General features: G+C 46.5%; 16 protein-coding genes. 6 read left to right on the top strand and 10 right to left on the bottom strand.

Annotated features, from left to right (window positions below; genetic code table 11):
* Window positions 1–74: 74 nt before the first annotated feature.
* The 10 genes from S7335_RS17220 to S7335_RS17175 form a co-directional block, all read right to left on the bottom strand.
* A complete protein-coding gene (locus S7335_RS17220; protein WP_369791683.1) occupies window positions 75–824 on the bottom strand; it encodes a phycobilisome rod-core linker polypeptide in 750 nt (249 codons plus the stop codon).
* A 274-nt stretch (window positions 825–1,098) separates the two neighbouring features.
* On the bottom strand, window positions 1,099–1,410 hold the full coding sequence (locus S7335_RS17215; protein WP_006455575.1) for a phycobilisome linker polypeptide: 312 nt from the start codon (window positions 1,408–1,410) through the stop codon (window positions 1,099–1,101).
* Window positions 1,411–1,480: 70 nt separating this feature from the next.
* Window positions 1,481–2,356 carry a phycobilisome linker polypeptide gene (locus S7335_RS17210; protein WP_006456591.1) on the bottom strand — a complete coding sequence of 292 codons (876 nt, stop codon included), beginning with the start codon at window positions 2,354–2,356 and terminating at the stop codon, window positions 1,481–1,483.
* Between the two features lie 88 nt (window positions 2,357–2,444).
* Window positions 2,445–3,263: a phycobilisome rod-core linker polypeptide gene (locus tag S7335_RS17205; RefSeq protein WP_006456095.1), complete on the bottom strand. Its 819-nt coding sequence runs from the start codon at window positions 3,261–3,263 to the stop codon at window positions 2,445–2,447.
* Window positions 3,264–3,519: 256 nt separating this feature from the next.
* A complete protein-coding gene (cpcA, locus tag S7335_RS17200; RefSeq protein ID WP_006454294.1) occupies window positions 3,520–4,008 on the bottom strand; it encodes a phycocyanin subunit alpha in 489 nt (162 codons plus the stop codon).
* A gap of 71 nt (window positions 4,009–4,079) precedes the next feature.
* A complete protein-coding gene (locus S7335_RS17195; RefSeq protein WP_006456522.1) occupies window positions 4,080–4,598 on the bottom strand; it encodes a phycocyanin subunit beta in 519 nt (172 codons plus the stop codon).
* Window positions 4,599–5,253: 655 nt separating this feature from the next.
* A complete protein-coding gene (locus S7335_RS17190) occupies window positions 5,254–6,006 on the bottom strand; it encodes a phycocyanobilin:ferredoxin oxidoreductase (RefSeq protein WP_006453891.1) in 753 nt (250 codons plus the stop codon).
* 245 nt (window positions 6,007–6,251) lie between these two features.
* Window positions 6,252–8,162, bottom strand: coding sequence for a response regulator (locus tag S7335_RS17185; RefSeq protein WP_006455990.1), 1,911 nt, complete (start codon window positions 8,160–8,162; stop codon window positions 6,252–6,254).
* 295 nt (window positions 8,163–8,457) lie between these two features.
* Window positions 8,458–8,841, bottom strand: coding sequence for a response regulator (locus tag S7335_RS17180; protein WP_006453619.1), 384 nt, complete (start codon window positions 8,839–8,841; stop codon window positions 8,458–8,460).
* Window positions 8,842–8,870: 29 nt separating this feature from the next.
* Window positions 8,871–11,159 (bottom strand): ATP-binding protein, encoded by a 2,289-nt coding sequence (locus S7335_RS17175; protein WP_006457142.1) that lies wholly within the window; start codon window positions 11,157–11,159, stop codon window positions 8,871–8,873.
* A gap of 514 nt (window positions 11,160–11,673) precedes the next feature.
* Here S7335_RS17175 and S7335_RS17170 point away from each other — a divergent pair.
* The 6 genes from S7335_RS17170 (at window position 11,674) to S7335_RS17145 (ending at window position 18,904) form a co-directional block, all read left to right on the top strand.
* On the top strand, window positions 11,674–12,579 hold the full coding sequence (locus S7335_RS17170) for an EboA family metabolite traffic protein (RefSeq protein WP_006455707.1): 906 nt from the start codon (window positions 11,674–11,676) through the stop codon (window positions 12,577–12,579).
* Between the two features lie 118 nt (window positions 12,580–12,697).
* Window positions 12,698–13,636 (top strand): TatD family hydrolase, encoded by a 939-nt coding sequence (locus tag S7335_RS17165; protein WP_050766004.1) that lies wholly within the window; start codon window positions 12,698–12,700, stop codon window positions 13,634–13,636.
* Window positions 13,637–13,784: 148 nt separating this feature from the next.
* Complete coding sequence (gene eboC, locus S7335_RS17160; protein WP_006454684.1) at window positions 13,785–14,714, top strand: UbiA-like protein EboC; 930 nt, start codon at window positions 13,785–13,787, stop codon at window positions 14,712–14,714.
* A gap of 133 nt (window positions 14,715–14,847) precedes the next feature.
* Window positions 14,848–16,032, top strand: a complete 1,185-nt coding sequence (locus tag S7335_RS17155; protein ID WP_038016460.1) for a 3-dehydroquinate synthase — start codon at window positions 14,848–14,850, stop codon at window positions 16,030–16,032.
* Window positions 16,033–17,268: a metabolite traffic protein EboE gene (gene eboE, locus S7335_RS17150; RefSeq protein WP_006455338.1), complete on the top strand. Its 1,236-nt coding sequence runs from the start codon at window positions 16,033–16,035 to the stop codon at window positions 17,266–17,268.
* Between the two features lie 253 nt (window positions 17,269–17,521).
* Window positions 17,522–18,904 carry an alkaline phosphatase family protein gene (locus S7335_RS17145; protein WP_006457275.1) on the top strand — a complete coding sequence of 461 codons (1,383 nt, stop codon included), beginning with the start codon at window positions 17,522–17,524 and terminating at the stop codon, window positions 18,902–18,904.
* Window positions 18,905–18,968: the final 64 nt, after the last annotated feature.

The raw sequence follows: 18,968 nt of genomic DNA, 5'->3' as shown, positions 1-18,968 counted from the left end.
GTTACGTTGAGCTGCGAAAGGAAAAGTATAGCGAAATATACTTTTCCTAAAACTCCTAAAACAAAGGATCGAACTTAGAGACTGATCCAGCCAAACCAAGAAAGTACAACCGCCAGCACGAGAGCTGCTAGCGCCACCCCACCTGCTTTTGTCAACCAGCCGGCAATCTGTAGAACAGTTGCCGATGGACGCAGATAGGGTGCTTCTACAACCTGGCGATCGCTTGAGAAGTCATTGCCCAACGCCTCTAGTTGAGCTAGATAATCTTGGCCATAGCGGGGCATCCGCTCGAAAGGAAGCTCACCAGTTGTATGCTGAGCGAGTATACGCCGTCGTTGATAAGGTACGGTGTCTAGCCCGAAGTTATCTAAGTATTCATCGCTTTCTAATAGTTCTGTAACAAAGCCTTCTAATCCCTTTGTTGCCAGCACCGTAGACCAAGCTAACTTTTCGCGATTGTCGTACACATCGCGACCTAGCACCCGCTGAATGCACATTTGCACAAAGCGATAGTTATTGTTGCACTCGTAATTCCGGCGACGGAATGTATCAGAGAGTAATAATCCCTTGATAAAATCTCTAACCGTAATTTGTTTACCCGCAAGCTGAGATTCAAGAGAACGCTCTCGGGTACTGGCTAATACCTGCTGTTCGTTGAAGATACGACGGTAGGCAGCCAAAATTAGGTTGTCTAGTTCCTGACCTGAGAGCAGCCGATCAGTTGAATACTGATAAGGTTGTTCATCACCAGGCACTTCAAACCCTGGCACTCTCTGATTCTGACTAGAAACAGGATAGCTTAGCAACGGCAAAGACACAGACATTCTCCTTATAAACACTCTCTTTCAACAGATAAGTACTTATACTTATCTATCTTAATTCATAAGGATAAAAGTTTCGTGACCAGAGACTACGGAAGTTTAAGAAAAAGAAACAATTACCATGAGGAAATCCGTTTCTCTCTTCAAGAGAATCTGCTCATTTAAAAAATCTATGTCTGCTATAGCCTATAGCAGACATAGATTTTTTATTAGCTCATTATCTATGATGGGTATTATCTATGGTGGGTATATAGTAGGAGAGAATCCTAAACGCTCACTAATTGGCAGAACTCTTCGTAGCTTCATCACTACGGGTTTCATTTGGACTCTCAGACTCTGAGGGAGTAGGACTAGCCTTTGTACTGTCCCCTAGCGGCAAAATCCTAACAATCTCTCCGCCTAGCATCGTAATCCGTCGCATTTCCTGATTCATACGATGGAAAGGTACCTGAACAAATTGGTTTTGACTGCTGCGTATGGGTGAGCGTTGGCGAGCAGTCAGCTCGTTTTGGCTTAGGCCCGTCACTTCATAAACGAAAATTCGATTATCTACGCTAGAGGCGGTACTGGTAGCGCTCTGTCCTAACATGATAAGTGCCTAGTAATGGAATAAAGAGGATAGATTGAGAAACTGCTATATGAGAAAAGCTTTTGAACGCTCACGCTTTAGTGATATTGGCAATACGACCACCACTTTGGCTTATTCTCTTGAGGGTCTCATTAAGTGCCTCGTAAGAAACAATCAGCACTCGGTTGCTGCGTCGAATGCTGGGATAGCCTGGACGCCGTCGTCCTGCTACCTCGATCCGATACAAGCTGTCGCGACCTGTGGTAGAACCAGGTCTGGCAAAGGCCCGATTATTGTTGGTAGAGTTTTTGGCACGGCGATAGGCCCAACCATTGTTATCACTGCTAGACGAGGGAGGAACCACGGCTGAAATGCTATTTTGAGCCAGCTCTTGAGCTAAGCGGGAGGGTGCACCAGCGATTTGGGCGCGATCGCTATTGGCATAGCCCCGATATAGGCTGAACATGCGCGTAAAACCCGCTATCTTCTGGCCATTCTGAGTGCTAAAGCCGCGACAGTAAGGCACAATGCTATCGCCAAAGTTGGTTTCGTACTCCTCTGAGTCAATATAGGAGTCAATATCAGCCTCAAATCCTTCATTCTGATAGCGATCGAGATGTTCAATCACTTCGGATTCGTCGTAGGGCGCACGACCTAGAAGATGCTTGAGATTAAGCTCAATCACGCGGGTTTGAAAATTAGGGTACAAAAACTTTGTTTTATACAGCTCGGACTTAGCGATCGCTCGAACAAAATCTCTAACGCTCAGTGTCCCATTGGTGACTAGAGACTCTAATGCAGATAAACGCTCTGATCGCATTAAATAGTCATTCCCTAAGACTTGCCGATAAGCGGCATAGATAACAGCTTGGGCATCGTCTGAAGAAGCCTTTGGCCGCATTTCTACGGGCTGTTGGTCGGTAAAGGGGACGGTTCCTAGCCTGTTAGCGGCGGCTGTAATGGACACTGATCGTTTCTCCTAGTAATGTGATATTGAAATTTTTAACGGGGCAATCGTGATCGAGAGGCTACTTTGGGAGGGCACTTACAGCAGGCTATGCTGGTGAAACATCCATAATTCGACACCCTCTTTGGTTGAGTCGCTGCAGCGTCGAGGAAAGCAGCTCATAGGAGACAACGTATTCCTGCATACCTAAGCGGACCTGAGGTCGTCGCTGGCTGGCCGATTGTGACACTCGAATGCGATATAGCTGCTCACGATTACCTCCAGTCACCCCTTGTAGTTCTTTACTCGTGTTAGCCGCTCGAACTGGGCTAGCTGAGTTGCGAGCTAATTCTGTGGTTAGAGTGCCTTTTTTGTGGTTGACACGGGCGCGATCGCTACTAGCTACTCCCCGATAGAGCTGAAAGATCCGGCCAAATCCGACCGTTTTTTGTCCTCTTTGGGTTGCAAAGCCTCGGTAGTAAGGCACGATCTGTTCACCAAAATTATCTTGGTATTCAGCCGAATCTATATAGCTATTGATTTCTGCTTCATAGCCCTGTTGGATATAGAGATTGACATGCTCAGTGATCTCTGATTCATCGTAAGGTGCACGGCCTAATAGATGCTTGAAGTTCAGCTCAATGAAACGTACATTAGGCGTGCTATAAAAGAATTTTTCCTTGTAAAGTTCAGATAGCGCCAGCGTCCGAACGAAATCACAGACTCTGATATGACCTTGTCTAAGCAAAGACTCGCTACTGATCAATCGTTCTGCGCTCATCACATGGTCGTTGCCTAACACCTGTCGATAAGTCGCCCAAATTATCCCTTGAATGTCGGATTCAGAAGCATTGTGGCGCAGCTCTACCGGGGTGAATTGTACAAAGGGCTCGAATCCTAATAATCTTGCAGAAGTTTCGCTCGTCATGTTGATCACATCTCCTTGTCGTCTTGGCCTAGAACATGCCTGAAAATGCTGATATCCCTAGTCTTTCGTGGAGGATAAGGACTCGCATTTGATTGTTTTGCTAAGCCCTCGTGCTCATTTTCCTACTGAAGACCTTTGTTTTCAGGTTTCCTAGCGTTAGGTTCTTTCGAGAGAAACCCTGAGACGAGGGCTTAGCAATCAGCTATGCTGATTCATTCAGGAAGGTATCAGCTCAGCAAATTGTTGCAGTGAGCTGTTAGCTTAGCGAATTGATAGCATAGTCAAAGTAGGAGTTTGCTTCAGCTGCTTCATCACCACTAAGACCGTGGTTAGCCTTAATGTGCTTAAGCGCCTCCACATACCAGCTAGGAGAAAGATCAAACGTTGTGTTGATCTCTTGAATGCCAGAGATAAGATACTCATCCATTGGGCCAGTACCGCCTGCAATCAGACAGTACGTCACCATCCGCAGGTAGTAACCAATATCTCTTGAGCACTTCTCTTTTCCAGTAGATGAAGAAGCAAAGTTGCTGCCCTGCATCTGGGTGGTGTATGGAAACTTTTGATAAACGGCTTGAGCTGCGCCATTAACCAAGCTATCAGCGTTTTTAGTCAACGATTGAGCGGCAGATAGTCCGGCCTGAGCCTGACGAAAACGGCCAAAGGCGACCTGTAGTTCTGAGCTGCTGAGGAAACGGCCTTGAGAATCAGCGGCTGCGACCGCTTCAGTCATGGGAGTTTTCATGTTGGAATCTCTCTTGGAAAAATGTATGAAAATGGACGATTTAGACGAGTAATTAGCGGAGACGGGAAATTTTATCCGACAGCGGCGGCAGCTTTATCGAAATAGCCACCTAGTTCGGCCATCAAAGAGCTACAGTCGCCTTGAGTGATGCCCTCACGATTATTGGCAATTGCGATCGCCGTATCCTTCATTTTGTCGACCCCAGCAGCCACAGAGCCGCCCGGGACGCCCAGCGCGGTATAGGTTTCACGCAGACCGTTCAAGCAACGGTCGTCCAAGACACTACCGTCTCCGGTAAACATGGCGTAGGTGACATAGCGCAAAATAATTTCCATATCTCGCAGACAAGCAGCCATGCGGCGAGAGGTATAGGCATTGCCACCTGGGGCGATTAGCTGCGGCTGTTCGGCAAACAGTGAACGGGCTGCACTCGACACAATCTCAGAGGAGTTGCTAGTGATGCGGTTGACAGTGTCAATCCGTTTGTTGCCCTCTGACACCAGCTTGTTTAGAGCATCAAGTTTGTCCTCGCCAATGTATTCGCCTCGCGCATCAGCCTGGGAAATCACTTTCGTAAAAACATCGTACATGTGGAATTGCTCTCCTACTTCTCAAAAACACAGATATCTAACAGATATCTGACAGTTAGACCTCGTTGAAGCAAACATTAGATAAACCAGGAAAACCTAAGCTTTCCTTGACTGCTTGCTCAATCGACATAGCTCGACCACAATCTCTTTTCACAGTCCTCTCTACAGATGCTGTTGCGTTGTGAATAAATGTTTTCCCAAACAGCTAAGAGCAGATAGCTTACCGCTTAGAGACTATCCCTAACAGAATGTTTATGAATAAAACCTTCTGTGAAGGACTTGGCCCCCAAAGTAGTAATCAATCCGCTACAGAAATTACACACATCGCAAAAACAAAAAAGACCAAAAAGAATATTTCCAGACGGGTTTACCGACAGACTTAGGTAGCTCGAACCAATGCTTTGATTTAATCAATTTGCTTGTGCAGATATTGTGCATAAGTTTGTATCTATCCGGTTACAAAGCTCTAAACCTCTTCTACAAAAAGCTTTTCAGGTCTTTCTAAACATTACGATTGTTCTCATTAAAGTTACAATTGGTTACATCTGTCAGGATGTCTCATCTTCAAAATTCACGACCACAAGCGCAGCAATTTCGAAGTCACTGGCACACAATCGCCACCTGTAGTTTTGCCATGAGGTGGTTAGCTTTCAGATTAAGGAGAAAAGGTGTCTGGACTAGCGCAATCGAATAGCATAGTCTCCAAATAGCGCTGAGCCCACTTCTTATCAAAAGCTCGCTCTAGAATTCGGCGGGTCTTATCATTTTTCTGTTGCTGTTGGCAGTAGTGCTTTTGTCCTGCCCATATGGAGGCTCGCGCTGTATCTTCAACTTTAGTAGATTCGCAGGCGAGTCGGCAGTGTATCACTAAGTACTGTGTCACCTGATTCAAGAAGCTCATTGCTTCTTGAGGAGTCTCTATACGCACAAACAAGCAGTGATTTGAGAAGATGCTTCCCCATTCTGGTAGCGCTCTGGGACTGGAGAATTGAGGGACAGGGATTTCTTCCAGCGCTTGCCGGTAGCTAACAGGGAGGGTGCCATCTGGCGAAACCGGCGACAAATCCACAATAGCAGCAGTAATGTGGCCTCTGGCAACCACAATATCTACCCCGAAAATGGGCAAATCAAAGCAGAGATGGGGAAACATGACGCAATGCAAGATATCAAGATTGCTGCCGACCTTAGCGAGTTCTAAGTGAAGCTTGCGAAACTGTAGAGTCTGATAGCAAAGGTTTTGGATAACTAGCTGTTCCCCTTCTAAGCTACCTTCGACATAGCCCAATTCGGTTGGTACCTCGTAGGGAAACACCATCAATTGCTTGTGCCAAATATTTTTGATCGTCGTAGCTAGTTGAGAAATTGCAGGGTGCTGTTTCAAAATAGGCTTATGCGTGAGCTGAACCATGACTTTTCAAGATCCTTGGCGATTTTCCTGCTTCTTACCTTGGCCTATACGGCATCTGTCGAGTTGCTTAGAACACTCTCACTAGCCAAAAACCCAATGAAACAACAAGCAACATAGCTAGCAGCGGTGAGACCCCGCGTCGTTGTCCGGCACTAGGGAATGCATATCAAGACAAAGTAAGCATGCATGCTTACTTTGCTATACCTGCTGTGCAGACCTTGTGCAAACCCAGTTAGACGTAAGGATTAAGCTGGGCGACGAATATCGGCTGTTTGGTTAAGGCGGTTTAACAGTCTAGTAGCGAAGGCCTTTCCATGAACAGGTTTAGTAATGTAGTCGTCTGCGCCTATGGCAAAGGCCTGTTCTTGTTTGGCAGCATCGCCATGCACACTTAGAAACACAATCGGTAGATGCTGCCACTTAGTATGGCTACGCAACACTCTAGCAAGCTCAAATCCATTAATTTGGGGCATCTCAACATCGAACACGACTAAATCAGGCAGCACCTGATTGAATAGTGTCCAAAACCGCTGTGGGTTGGTTAAAGGCGTGATTTCAAAGTTCCATGGATGCAGCAGTTGAACTACCTGCTTAAGATAGTGAGCATCGTCATCTACAATCATGATCTTACTCGGGCGAGCGTTTAGTTCCAGCATTCGGCACATTATCTCTAGAACCTTTGCAGGGACAACAGGATACTCTAATATCAGCACACCGCCGCGACGGACCAAGTCTAACCGATTGCCAAAGTCGGCCTGAGGCGTAATTACTGTTATCTTGATCTGCGGCCAACGTTCTGAAACCTGTTGGATAAAGTACAACAGCTTCTGTAAAATTGGCTCATCTAGCACTGGGTTCGTTTCCCCTGCTACCAGATTTACCAGAACCATATCAGGCAGTGACGTAAGAAATTCTGATGCTGTTTTCAGCGGCCGATCAAGCCACAGTGAGTGTGACGCTGCTTCTACAGATGCAATTACGCTCATCTCTATTCCCTGAGCAATACCCATCGCCATCAGCTGCTGAACATAAGACATGCCGTTGACATCTATCATCATTGCCTTAGGCGCATTTGGTGGATTGTCGACAGGACAAACTAGCCGAGGCGCTTCGTCTAGCGTATGTCCAAGCGTAGTCACAATCGTATGAAACTGAGCAGCTTCAGCAGTTGAAAAACTCACTCTAGAGCGATCGCCTGAGCGTAGCAATAGTTGCTCTACCTGTAGAGAGAGTCGATATCCTTCCATCAAGCCAAAAGTACCCAATGTGCCTGCTAGGCTGTGAGCAATCTGCATTGCCTGAGTTCGCTGCTGCTCGCTAAGTTCTTTCATCTGTAGCGTCTGAGAAATCTCTAGGAGTGTTTGCCAGCGAGCCAAACTTTCTCCCTTATGGGCTTTCCAGGCCTGAGTCAGGCCCTCTAGGTAGCGTGCTGCGCGCTGATCAGGAACATCGGTATTGGCCGCTGTGGGCGCTGCATCAATCACCAATGATTTGAGCCGATAGCCTAGCCCATGGACTGTTTCGATTAAATCGGGCGCAGCTCCTGCTTGACTGAGCTTTTGCCGTAGTCGCCGAAGATGCGATCGCACTGTTGCTTCACTAGGAAATTCTTGAGAGGACCACAGCTTACCTAGCAAAACCGTTGCACTGTATACCTGATGGGGAGAGCGTAAAAAAAGTTCTAAAAGAGAATACTCTTTGGCCGTCAGTGTGACCAGCTGCCCAGAATAATGCACCTGAGTGCTAATAGGATCGAGCTGTAAATTGCCCCAGATTAAAACTGGTTCCGTTTCGTGAGGCGTTCGTCTTAGCAGTACTCGAATTCTCGCAAGTAGCTCGTCCATATCAAACGGTTTAACGACGTAATCGTCTGCACCTGCCTCTAAGCCTTCTATTTTATTTCTTTGCTCATTCTTTACGGTTAATAGAAGAATTGGCACGCCACAGCCTTGCCTACGTAGGCGCTGACATAAATGAACCCCGCTCAACTGAGGCAACATCCAATCTAAAACAACTAGATCATAGTCAAAAGTAGAGGCATAGGCCCATCCCGTTTCCCCATCCGCAACGTGATCAACAATATAGTTGTGCGCTGCTAGCTGAGAAGTGAGCAGCGAGGCCAGTGCATTGTCATCATCTACTAATAGAACTCTCATATAACCTTTGTAATGGCACTGTCAATCTGGTTTTGCTATGCACTTATATCCATTGTATCTGGCAAGTCAGTGAGAACGATGTATATTCTTGGAAAACCACAGGTGACGCCTTAAGCGACGACAGTCAAGTTAACTGAGACAGTGAGATGTGTAAGTGAGAATGTATTCTTGTTTTATCTACGCTATTTGAAGTCGTTCATTCAATACTTCTGTTCGTTTCACCTATTCGCTCCCCTATCAATGTATCCTTTTGGCTGTTCATCTACAGGCCTGTTCACCTATACAGACATTGGTGCTAAAGAGTCCAGTGCAGTAGCTGTGCGATCTTGCTGGCCAAAGATAGGGGTTCAAAGGGCTTTGTAATCACACCAGCAACACCAATTTCTTGAAAAAGTCGCTTCTCGAATGCCTGTGTTTTTGCCGTTAGTAAAATAACTGGAATCGTTCGCGTTTTCGGGTTTCTCTCTAGGGCAGCAAAGGTAGCGATTCCGTCCATATCTGGCATCATCACATCGAGCAAAATAGCATCCGGCTGAAGGCTTTGCGCCTGACGAATGCCCTCCTCACCAGAAGAGGCTGTCACTCCCTCCCAACTAGCCTCAATTTTTAAGCTGAGTTTCACTACTTTTTGAATAGATTCCTCGTCATCGACAATGAGGATACGTTTTGGTGAGTGCATAGTTCTACAAGATAGTTCTAGGAACAGTTCTAGGAGACTGGAGCGGACGATTCCTTCAAAAGAGGCGCAAGTGGTACGGTAAAGGAAAAGCGGCTGCCTTTACCTAGTTGACTCTCTGCCCAGATTTTACCTCCATGCTGTTCTACGATTTTTCGACAGATAGTCAAGCCTAATCCTGTCCCTCCTTTTTTACGAGAGTCAGAAGAATCGACCTGCTGAAAACGCTCAAAGATGCTGTCGAGTTTGTTGTGGGGAATGCCTTGTCCGTTATCTTGAACGCAAAACAAGGCCATTTCTTGATCTGTGCTAGGTTTTTCTAAAGACGAACTAACAGCTTTGACAGTGAGGCAAACGACCTCGCCTGCAGGAGAGAATTTAATCGCGTTGCCAAGCAGATTTGTCAGCGCCCGCACAATGTAGTCTGGATCGGCCCAGATAGAAAGCGACTCTGCGTGGGCCTCTATTCTAATATTATGCTGCTGCGCGATGGTCAGCACACTCTCAACGGCTTCATCTAACAGTTCAGCCGCCTCACATTCCTGCGCATCAAGCGTGACTTCACCAGATTCTATACGCTGCAGATCGAGAACGTTATTGACTAGGCGCACCAGCCGATCGGTATTCTCATCGGCAACAGTTAGCATTTCCTGACCTTCTGCAAGTAGTTGGCCAAGTAGCCCTGTTGCCAGCAATTTAAGAGAAGTATGAATAGAGGTCAGTGGTGTACGTAGCTCGTGACTGACGACGGCAATAAATTCATCTTTCATCCGCTCAATCGCTTTGCGATCGCTAATATCAGTTGTCAGAGCGAAAAAGCCTTTAACCTGTCTTGAATCTCGCCGATTATTCTGTTTGTGCTCATCTGAATCAGATGCTTGTGAAGATTTTGGTTCCTTAGCGGTTTCTATGTGAGGAATGTAGGTAACGCTTACCGAGCGATCGCGTCCATCTCGAAAAGTTAGTTCACTCTCATACGTTACCTGTTGACCGGAGAGTACTGTCTCAATATGAGGTTGAATGCTCCGATAGTGAGCAGCGCCTATTACTTGTTGAATCGTTTTTCCAGCCATATCCACTGGTGAAAATCCTAACCACTGCTCATAGCTCAAATTGTTGAACTGATAGCGTTGGTGACAATCTATATAAGCAATGAGCACTGGCAAATTGTTAGTGATTAATCGAAGCTGAGCTTCACTTTGACGCAGCGCTTTGCCTATCTGCTTGCGCTCTTGAATTTCTTGCTGCAAAGCATTGTTCGCTTGAGTCAGCTCGGTAGTACGCAACTTAACTCGCTCTTCTAAATACTCCATCAGCTGACCTTGGGAAAGTGCTAGGCTAATTTGCCCGGCAAGCTGCTGCATCAGATCTAGCTCAAGGTCTGACCACTGGCGAGGCTGGCGGCACTGGTGAGCAATCAACAGTCCCCAAAGATGCTTATGCACAGGCACGGTATCTTCAGCACTGTTGGTAGAAGGACTAATTGCAGGGCTAATCGGGCGAACAATCGGAACAATCAGCTTTGATCGAACATCCCATTGGGCAAGAAACTCAACTAGGCACTCGGCAATGTTTGCCTTTGGGCTACGCACATCAGTGACAGCGCGTATGCGTCCTTCAGCATAGAGCGCCTGGTAGTCTTCTGGAAACACCTCTTCAGGAAAAGGAATTTCTATAATAGAAGGATAAGGTGCTTGTACCGCTTCACTTACGGCTTTCCCAGTGCCATCAGGCAGTACTTGATAGATCAATACCCGATCCGCATTCAACAGATGCTGAATCTCGTCAACGGTCGTTTGCAAAATGTCTTTGAGCTGCAAAGACTGGCGAATTTTGAGTGTAATATCTGCAAAAATTTGAGCTCGTCCTGACTGTTCGGGTGAGTGATGGGTGAACTGATTTTGTAATGCTCTTAGCAGGCGAGTTTGGTCGATCAGACCTAGTAAACAGTCATTGTCGTCGACCACGGGCAGATAGCTTATTTGATGCTGTTCTAACAAATCTATGACGTGCGTGACATGAGTGATTGCCGAGCGCTTTACAGTAATTACCGGACGAGTCACTATTTGAGCAAGCCGCATGCTAGCCCACTTAGGATTTTGTGCTAAAGCACTCATCAGATCTTGACGAGTAGCAATCCCTACAACCTTACGCCGATAGACAGCCAAGATGCAGCCCGCTGCTGGATGAGAGTTCAAGCGTGCCAAGACCTTTGCTAGCTGAGTTTGGCTAGAGGCTGTCAGCGGATTAACATCTATCATCCCCTGCCAATACAGAGAATTTATGCTCAGCGAAGGGGCCACCTTAGAAATAGCTGACATCTTCTCAGGACTCCGACCGTAAAGGGTTCAAGGGATAGCGACCCTTGAAGAAAGCCGCTTATCCTACTTCAAAGGTATGAGATATCTACTACATCCGTTACAAAACTGTTTTGATTATTAAAGTTTTAAACAGCTATCGTTACAGAGCTTTTTTGTGCTTAGTTATTCGCATCTACTAGCCATTTCGGCTACAGACTGATCTGATATATCCACTAGTCCCGTACCACTTGGTCCTACTGGGTAACGCCGCTGAAAGGTTTCAATTCTTCAATACGGCGTTATCCATAACTTTCTGCCATAAATCAAGCTATTCACCAATTTTTCATATCTTGATTAAGATCCTTTTTGCAACGACGCTGCAACAAACTTTGATTAGACAAGTTAGTTACTCTCAAGGCAGTTAGAAAAATCAACTGTTGATCTAACCGCTGCAAAGTTCTCTCTCTTTGGACTGAACCCTTTCGATAAATAAATACAGCATCCTGTAAACACCACGCTTTAACCAAATCTCATAATGACTTCTTCTACGAACATTTTACAAGCTAAAGAAGCTAAAGCGCTGCTGTATCAATGGCTTGAGCAGCAGACGTCTTCTGAGCAACTTGCTTGGTTAGAAGATAAGCTAGAACAGCTAAATAAGAAGGATGTCTCAGAACGTCTACTGTTCACAACTTTTAGTTCAGTGCCTCGCTACACTACCAAGGCTGACTTAAAGCTGGCAGATTCTGATGTACGAGAAGCTAACTCTATCCGAGTAGGCTGGGTACCTAGTGGTTGGAGTCTTGATCAAGCTGGACGGAGCTTAATACTTTTATCATTACCAACTCATGATGCCCAGCGATACCACACCTTAGTTGAAAAGCTTTTTAGCGCAGCTGATGTTAGCGAGCAAATTGCACTCTATCAAAGTTTGCCGCTGCTGCCTCATCCTCACCTGTTTGTTGCCAGGGCGGCTGAAGGGCTACGGACTAGCATAACGGCAGTCTTCAATGCGATCGCGCTTAATAACCCTTTCCCAGGTGACTATTTCGAACGACTTACTTGGAATCAAATGGTGCTCAAGGCGGTATTTGTTGATAGTCCGCTGCATCTGATTCAACAGCTTGACCAGCGGGCCAATCCCGAGCTAGCTCGTATGCTCTCAGACTATGCTCACGAACGCTGGGCTGCTAAGCGCGAGGTCACACCTGAACTTTGGCGACTGATAGGTCCTTTCTTAAACGATCAATTTTTAAGCGATCTAGAACGCGCGCTAGACACGTCTAGAAAAGAGCAACAGCTAGCGGCAGCGATCGCCTGCATTCAGTCCTCGCTACCTTCGGCTCAAAAGCTCTTGTCTCAGTATCCTGCTGTAAAAGCCGAAATCGTAGATTATCAGCTTGATTGGGACAAGTATAGTCAACAGTACCTAGCAGCTTAGCTAAAGCCTTTATAAGACTCTGTATCTAGAGATTATGACTCTTGGAGCAGTTATCTTCGACTTGGCTTCACGAGCATCATTCAATTTGTACAACATCAGCTCATCCATCTACAAAATCATGGTTAAAACAAACGATATCAGCACGGCCACCTTTATTGATCCGCATATTCACATGACTGCTCGCACCACCTACGACTACATGGTGCTAAGAGAATACGGTGTGGTCGCCATCATTGAACCCTCTTTTTGGATGGGTCAACCGCGTACGAGCGCAGGCAGCTTCAAAGATTACTTCAGTAGCTTGGTAGGCTGGGAGCGTTTCCGCGCAGCTCAGTTTGGCATTCGTCACTATTGCACCATTTCGCTTAATCCCAAAGAAGCCAACAATCCAGATATCGCTGATGAAGTCATGGACCTGTTACCGCTATTTGCGTGTAAAGAAGGCGTGGTTGCTATCGGCGAGATTGGCTACGACGAGATGACCCCAGCCGAAGACAAGTATTTTGGTCTACAGCTGGAGCTAGCCAAAGAAGTCGACAAGCCTGTGCTGGTTCATACGCCTCATCGCAATAAGAAAGAAGGCACTTCTCGCAGTATGGATGTTTGCGCAGAATATGGTGTAGATCCCTCTAAGGTCATCATCGACCATGCGAATGAAGAAACGGCCAAAGAAGTTCTAGACCGAGGCTTTTGGGCAGCTTTCTCGATCTATCCTAAGACAAAAATGGGGAATAAGCGCATGGTAGAACTGGTGCGTCAGTATGGCTGTAATCGCATTATTGTTGATAGCGCCGCTGACTGGGGTTTGAGCGATCCACTAGCCGTTCCTAAAACCGCTCAGCTGATGGAGCAGATGGGTATCCCCGCCGATCATATCCGCAAGGTTTGTTATGAAAACGCTCTAAGCGCCTATGGACAAAGTGGCGAAATGAAAGAAACCGATTGGACCAATCCACCAGCAGTAGATCAAAGGCAGCTTTACGACGGTAATTCTGTTCTGCGAGGGCAACAACCGATCACTGATTCAAAGCAGCTGGCTTCACTATTAATCGATTAGATCTATCTAGAAGATCTCGTTAGATAGATCATAGATCAGTAGACCTATTGGATTAGAACTGTTCAATTAATCCAATTGATTTGCTCGCACAACCTAACTTAAAGAACGACCTCAGCAAGGAAACCGAACAACTTTACTCAGACCAACCATGAGTGCAACGTCTTCTCACGACTCTACCCTTGTAGCCTATCTACAAATGATGCGGCCTGCCAATATCCTCACTGCTTGGGCTGATATTCTCTTAGGCTACGCTGCTTCAGGTGCAGCCTCAAGCCTATTCACTCTAACAGCGGCTACATCCGTGGCGACTTCAGCTTCTTTAGGCTGGCTGTTGCTTGCTACCACGGGGCTTTACGGCGGTGGTGTCGTCTTCAACGATGTATTTGATGCTGATCTAGATGCTGAAGAACGACCAGAACGTCCTATCCCTTCGGGTAGAGCTACTAAGCAAGAAGCTATTGCTTTAGGCTCTATTCTGTTGTTGGTTGGAGTGATGGCTGCAGCTCAGGTATCTCTATTAAGTGCGCTACTGAGTGTATTCATCGCAGTGACTGCGCTTAGTTATGATGCGATAGCCAAGCATCATTCCCTACTTGGCCCGCTGAACATGGGTCTTTGCCGGGGGGCAAATTTGCTTTTAGGCGTGAGTGCTATGCCGCTTGCTGTTGAATCTTATTGGTTCTTAGCGCTAATTCCTGTTCTCTATATCGCGGGAATTACGACTATTAGCCGAGGTGAAGTTCATGGCGGTAATCGATCGACAGGCATCGTTGCGCTGTTGCTGCTGGGTTTAGTGATTGCTAGTATCGCTGGTCTGACTCTTCTACCTACCTATGGGGGGCTAGGCAGTCTTCCTTTTGCTCTATTGTTTGTTGTCTTAGTACTACCTAAGTTTGTTCAAGCTACGATCGCGCCTACTGCTGAGCAGATCCGAGCCGCGGTCAAAGCTGGCATCATCTGTCTAATTATTCTAGATGCGGCGATCGCCTCTGGATTTACTAATTGGATCTATGGACTTTGCGTTCTCTCTTTGCTGCCGATTTCAAGAGGATTGGCCAAGCTTTTTGCTGTGACTTAGCAGGCATAGCTGGGCTAATACCGGCTAACAAGATCGTGACCGATAGCAATCAAATCGCCTTACTTTGGACTATCTATAGACCACGCTAACTTACCAAAACCTTTCTGGATATCTCACTAACCAATCATCGAATATGACACTCACTATCGCTCCTACGCAGCTCAAACCGCTTCAACAAGATTTCAGCGTGCGCTTCACCTACGACGTACATTTTACAGAAGGGCTATTTCGCCCTAACAATCCCCTTCTAGCAGATGTGTTGATACAGAGCAAAACGTCATCAACGCAGATCTTTGTGGTAGTGGATTCGGGGGTATTGCAAGCTTATCCTCAGCTCATCGACCAAATAACCGCCTATGCAGAGCGCTATTCAGAGGCGATCACGCTAGTGGCAGAGCCGTTGATGGTACCCGGCGGAGAGTTTGTCAAACAGAGTGCCGAGTGGGTAGAGAAGATTCAAGCGGCGGTCAATAGAACAGCGATCTGTCGACACTCTTATGTGATGGCTATCGGCGGCGGCGCTGTTTTAGATATGGTTGGCTATGCGGCAGCAACGGCCCATCGTGGGGTGCGGCTAATTCGTGTACCCACGACTGTATTGGCTCAAAATGACTCTGGTGTTGGCGTCAAAAATGGAATTAATGCCTTCGGCAAGAAGAATTTTCTAGGTACTTTTGCACCTCCGACGTTGGTGTTCAATGATTTCACTTTTCTAGAAGCTTTAGGCGATCGCGACTGGCGATCAGGCATTCCAGAAGCAGTGAAAGTTTCCTTGATCAAAGATGCAGATTTCTTCAGCTTTATTGAAACATCGGCTTCAGCACTCGATAGACGCAATATGGAAGCGATGAAAGAATTAGTCTATCGCTGCGCTAAGCACCACATAGAGCATATCGGTGGATATGGAGATCCGTTCGAGAAGGGTTCCTCACGTCCGCTTGATTTTGGGCACTGGGCAGCTCACCGTTTAGAGCACCTAACCAACTATGGACTACGTCACGGCGAAGCAGTTGCTATTGGGATTGCGTTAGATAGCACTTATTCTTACCTCCAGGGCTACCTTCAGGCCAGTGACTGGCAGCGCATACTCAACACGCTCAAACGACTAGGCTTTACACTCTATGCGCCTGAACTAAGTAGTTATCTCGAACAGCCAGATCATTCTGACTCTATCTTTCGAGGATTGAGCGAGTTTAGAGAGCATCTAGGGGGTGAGCTAACGATCATGTTGCTAAAGGCAATCGGCCTGGGCTTTGAGGTGCATGAGGTAGACTTTGATGTCTATCGCCAGGCGATCGCACTGTTGCAGGAGTCCTAGATGAAAGTTAATTACTCTACAGAAGACGACCAGGCCTTGCACCTCACCTACTGCTCTAATATTCATCCGGGTGAAACTTGGGCAGAAGTCAGGCAAAATCTTGAAACCTATTTACCCCCACTAAAACAGAGGCTCTGTGCACAATCATCCTTTGGCATTGGCCTTAGGCTATCAGATCTAGCTTCCCGAGAAATCCTAGCAGGAGATCAACTAGATACATTCAAAGCTTGGCTAGAGTCAGAAAACCTATACGTTTTTACTATCAATGGCTTTCCCTATGGGGGATTTCATCATCAGGTAGTAAAAGACAATGTCTATGCACCTGACTGGTCAAAACCCGAACGGCTAGACTATACATTACGCTTGATAGACATTCTTTCTACTCTTTTACCTAGTGGCATGGACGGCGGCATCTCTACCGTTCCACTCTCTTACAAGCCATGGTGGGTAGATGACCAAGAAGCGCGTGAAATCGTATTTGCTGTTAGCACGCAGCAGCTAGCTCAAGTCACTGCTAAGTTGGTCGCGATAGAACAATGCAAAAATCAACGCTTACACATTGATCTTGAGCCCGAACCCGATGGGCTCTTAGAGAACGCGACTGAAGTCATTGCCTATTTCAATGATTGGCTGCTACCTATCGGCGGTGCCTGGCTAAGAGAAGAGCTAGGAATCTCCCAAACGCAGGCAGAGCAACATCTGCTAAATCATATTCAAATTTGCTATGACACCTGTCACTTTGCAGTTGAATATGAGCAACCTCAGCAGGTATTTGAACAGTTTCAGGCGGCTGGTATCAAGATTGGCAAAGGTCAGCTAAGCGCGGCCCTACGAATTGAATTACCCAGTGATGTAGAAAAACGTCAGTGGATGGCCGCTCAGCTTGAGACTTTTGCCGAATCAACTTACCTACATCAAGTAATCGAACGTAGCAGCAGTGGCGATCTAAAACAACATGCCGATCTGCAGCAGGCACTCCCTCATTTCATCAGCAGTGACGCCCAAGAATGGCGCACTCACTTTCATGTGCCTATCTTTGTCGATCGATATCAAGCCTTTCAATCTACCCAAGCTGATATCTCTACCTTCTTATTAGCTCTGAAAAGTCATGCAGGCTGCTCTCATCTTGAGATCGAGACCTACACTTGGGACGTATTGCCCCCCGATATGAAACTCGATATGCTCACTTCCATTCAGCGAGAGTATGAATGGGTGCTAAAGGCCTTGGCTACCTAGCAGCTATCTGGCACCGTCTGTAAATTGCCTTAGCCTATAGCTATTCCTGCACAGACGAGCCCATGCTTATTTTCAAACAATAGTAGCTAGTAAAGGGCGGCTTCACCCACAGATCTACCTATAACAGATCTACCTACAGTAGAGCAAAAGCTAACTCACCTACTTAGGCCAAGCTGAGTCTTGAGTACACATTCTTCACTCGTTATATCAAATAATCTTTCAAGTCTTTGTGCATAAAGTACTCCTCTAATCCATGCAAAAAACTGTTGTTCTTAATGTTGTTGGCCTGACTAAAGATCTGATTGGTCAGTACACCCCGTATTTATCTCACTGGCTGACTAAAGGCAAGCAGGTTGCGATTGAGCCAGTGCTTCCCGCAGTAACCTGTACGGTTCAATCTACTTATCTGACCGGAAAATATCCTGATGAACATGGCATTGTTGCTAATGGTTGGTACTTTCGCGATGACTGTGAGGTAAAGTTTTGGCGGCAGTCGAATAAGCTTGTCCAAGCACCTAAAATTTGGGATATAGCCAGAGAGATTGATCCTACTTTCACCTGTGCCAATATGTTCTGGTGGTACAACATGTACTCGACGGCTGACTATGAGGTAACGCCGCGTCCAATGTACCCAGCAGATGGCCGAAAACTTCCTGATATCAACACCAAACCAGCTAGCCTTCGCCCCCAGTTACAAGAAACGCTTGGACAGTTTCCGCTTTTCAAGTTTTGGGGCCCGGTCACCTCAATCGAATCTAGCCAATGGATTGCAGCGTCTGCTAAATGGGTAGACGCCCAACACAATCCGACGTTGACTTTGGTTTATCTTCCCCATCTAGATTACTGCTGTCAGAAAGTAGGTAGCAGGCCCGAGCATATCGAAACTGACCTACAAGAGATTGACCAGGTTTGCGGTGATCTCATTGACTACTACGAAGCGCGAGGAGCGCAGGTGATCGTGCTTTCAGAGTATGGTATTCAACCGGTTTCAAAACCAGTTCATCTCAATCGCATTCTGCGAGAAAAAGGATTCATTGCTGTTCGAGAAGAACTAGGTAAAGAGCTATTAGATGCTGGAGCGAGTAAAGCGTTTGCAGTAGCTGACCATCAGATTGCTCATATCTACGTTGATAACCCGTCAGAGGTTTCTCAGGTCCAAGCACTTTTAGAAACTGTTGATGGTGTTTCCCAGGTACTAGATGAAGAAGGTAAACAAAACTATCACCTCGATCATCCTCGCTCAGGTGAACTCATTGCGCTTGCTGAGCCTAACGCCTGGTTTACCTATTACTACTGGTTAGATGATAGCCGTGCGCCTGATTTTGCTCGCACCGTCGATATTCATCGTAAACCAGGCTATGATCCAGCCGAAATGTTCATTGATCCGACAATTACACTGGCCAAACCCAAGATTGCAGGGACACTACTTAAGAAAAAACTAGGCTTTCGCACACTTATGGAGTTCACGCCGCTAGATGCCAGCTTAGTTAAAGGCTCACACGGCGCACTTAATACAAACTTAGCTGAGGGACCACTGCTTATCTCTCAACAAACCCAATATATAGCTTCGGATAGAATTGAAGCAGTAGATGTTTGCGACATCATATTGGACCATTTGCTTGTACGCGATCGCTAACGTTAGGATATTATTCCACTTACTGGATGCATACTCTAGAGGAAGGCTACGCCTATAGAGGAGT

The sequence above is a fragment of the Synechococcus sp. PCC 7335 genome (assembly GCF_000155595.1).
GTDB lineage: Bacteria > Cyanobacteriota > Cyanobacteriia > Phormidesmidales > Phormidesmidaceae > Phormidesmis.
The sequence above is the reverse complement of the archived record's forward strand: the minus strand, read 5'-3'. Positions and strand labels throughout refer to the sequence as shown.

What these genes read in the sequence shown, in the direction of transcription:
- S7335_RS17220 (WP_369791683.1), bottom strand. Translation starts at nt 824, where the DNA reads ATGTCTGTGTCTTTGCCGTTGCTAAGCTATCCTGTTTCTAGTCAGAAT.
- S7335_RS17215 (WP_006455575.1), bottom strand. Translation starts at nt 1,410, where the DNA reads ATGTTAGGACAGAGCGCTACCAGTACCGCCTCTAGCGTAGATAATCGA.
- S7335_RS17205 (WP_006456095.1), bottom strand. Translation starts at nt 3,263, where the DNA reads ATGACGAGCGAAACTTCTGCAAGATTATTAGGATTCGAGCCCTTTGTA.
- cpcA (WP_006454294.1), bottom strand. Translation starts at nt 4,008, where the DNA reads ATGAAAACTCCCATGACTGAAGCGGTCGCAGCCGCTGATTCTCAAGGC.
- S7335_RS17195 (WP_006456522.1), bottom strand. Translation starts at nt 4,598, where the DNA reads ATGTACGATGTTTTTACGAAAGTGATTTCCCAGGCTGATGCGCGAGGC.
- S7335_RS17190 (WP_006453891.1), bottom strand. Translation starts at nt 6,006, where the DNA reads ATGGTTCAGCTCACGCATAAGCCTATTTTGAAACAGCACCCTGCAATT.
- S7335_RS17185 (WP_006455990.1), bottom strand. Translation starts at nt 8,162, where the DNA reads ATGAGAGTTCTATTAGTAGATGATGACAATGCACTGGCCTCGCTGCTC.
- S7335_RS17180 (WP_006453619.1), bottom strand. Translation starts at nt 8,841, where the DNA reads ATGCACTCACCAAAACGTATCCTCATTGTCGATGACGAGGAATCTATT.
- S7335_RS17175 (WP_006457142.1), bottom strand. Translation starts at nt 11,159, where the DNA reads ATGTCAGCTATTTCTAAGGTGGCCCCTTCGCTGAGCATAAATTCTCTG.
- S7335_RS17170 (WP_006455707.1), top strand. Translation starts at nt 11,674, where the DNA reads ATGACTTCTTCTACGAACATTTTACAAGCTAAAGAAGCTAAAGCGCTG.
- S7335_RS17165 (WP_050766004.1), top strand. Translation starts at nt 12,698, where the DNA reads ATGGTTAAAACAAACGATATCAGCACGGCCACCTTTATTGATCCGCAT.
- eboC (WP_006454684.1), top strand. Translation starts at nt 13,785, where the DNA reads ATGAGTGCAACGTCTTCTCACGACTCTACCCTTGTAGCCTATCTACAA.
- S7335_RS17155 (WP_038016460.1), top strand. Translation starts at nt 14,848, where the DNA reads ATGACACTCACTATCGCTCCTACGCAGCTCAAACCGCTTCAACAAGAT.
- eboE (WP_006455338.1), top strand. Translation starts at nt 16,033, where the DNA reads ATGAAAGTTAATTACTCTACAGAAGACGACCAGGCCTTGCACCTCACC.
- S7335_RS17145 (WP_006457275.1), top strand. Translation starts at nt 17,522, where the DNA reads ATGCAAAAAACTGTTGTTCTTAATGTTGTTGGCCTGACTAAAGATCTG.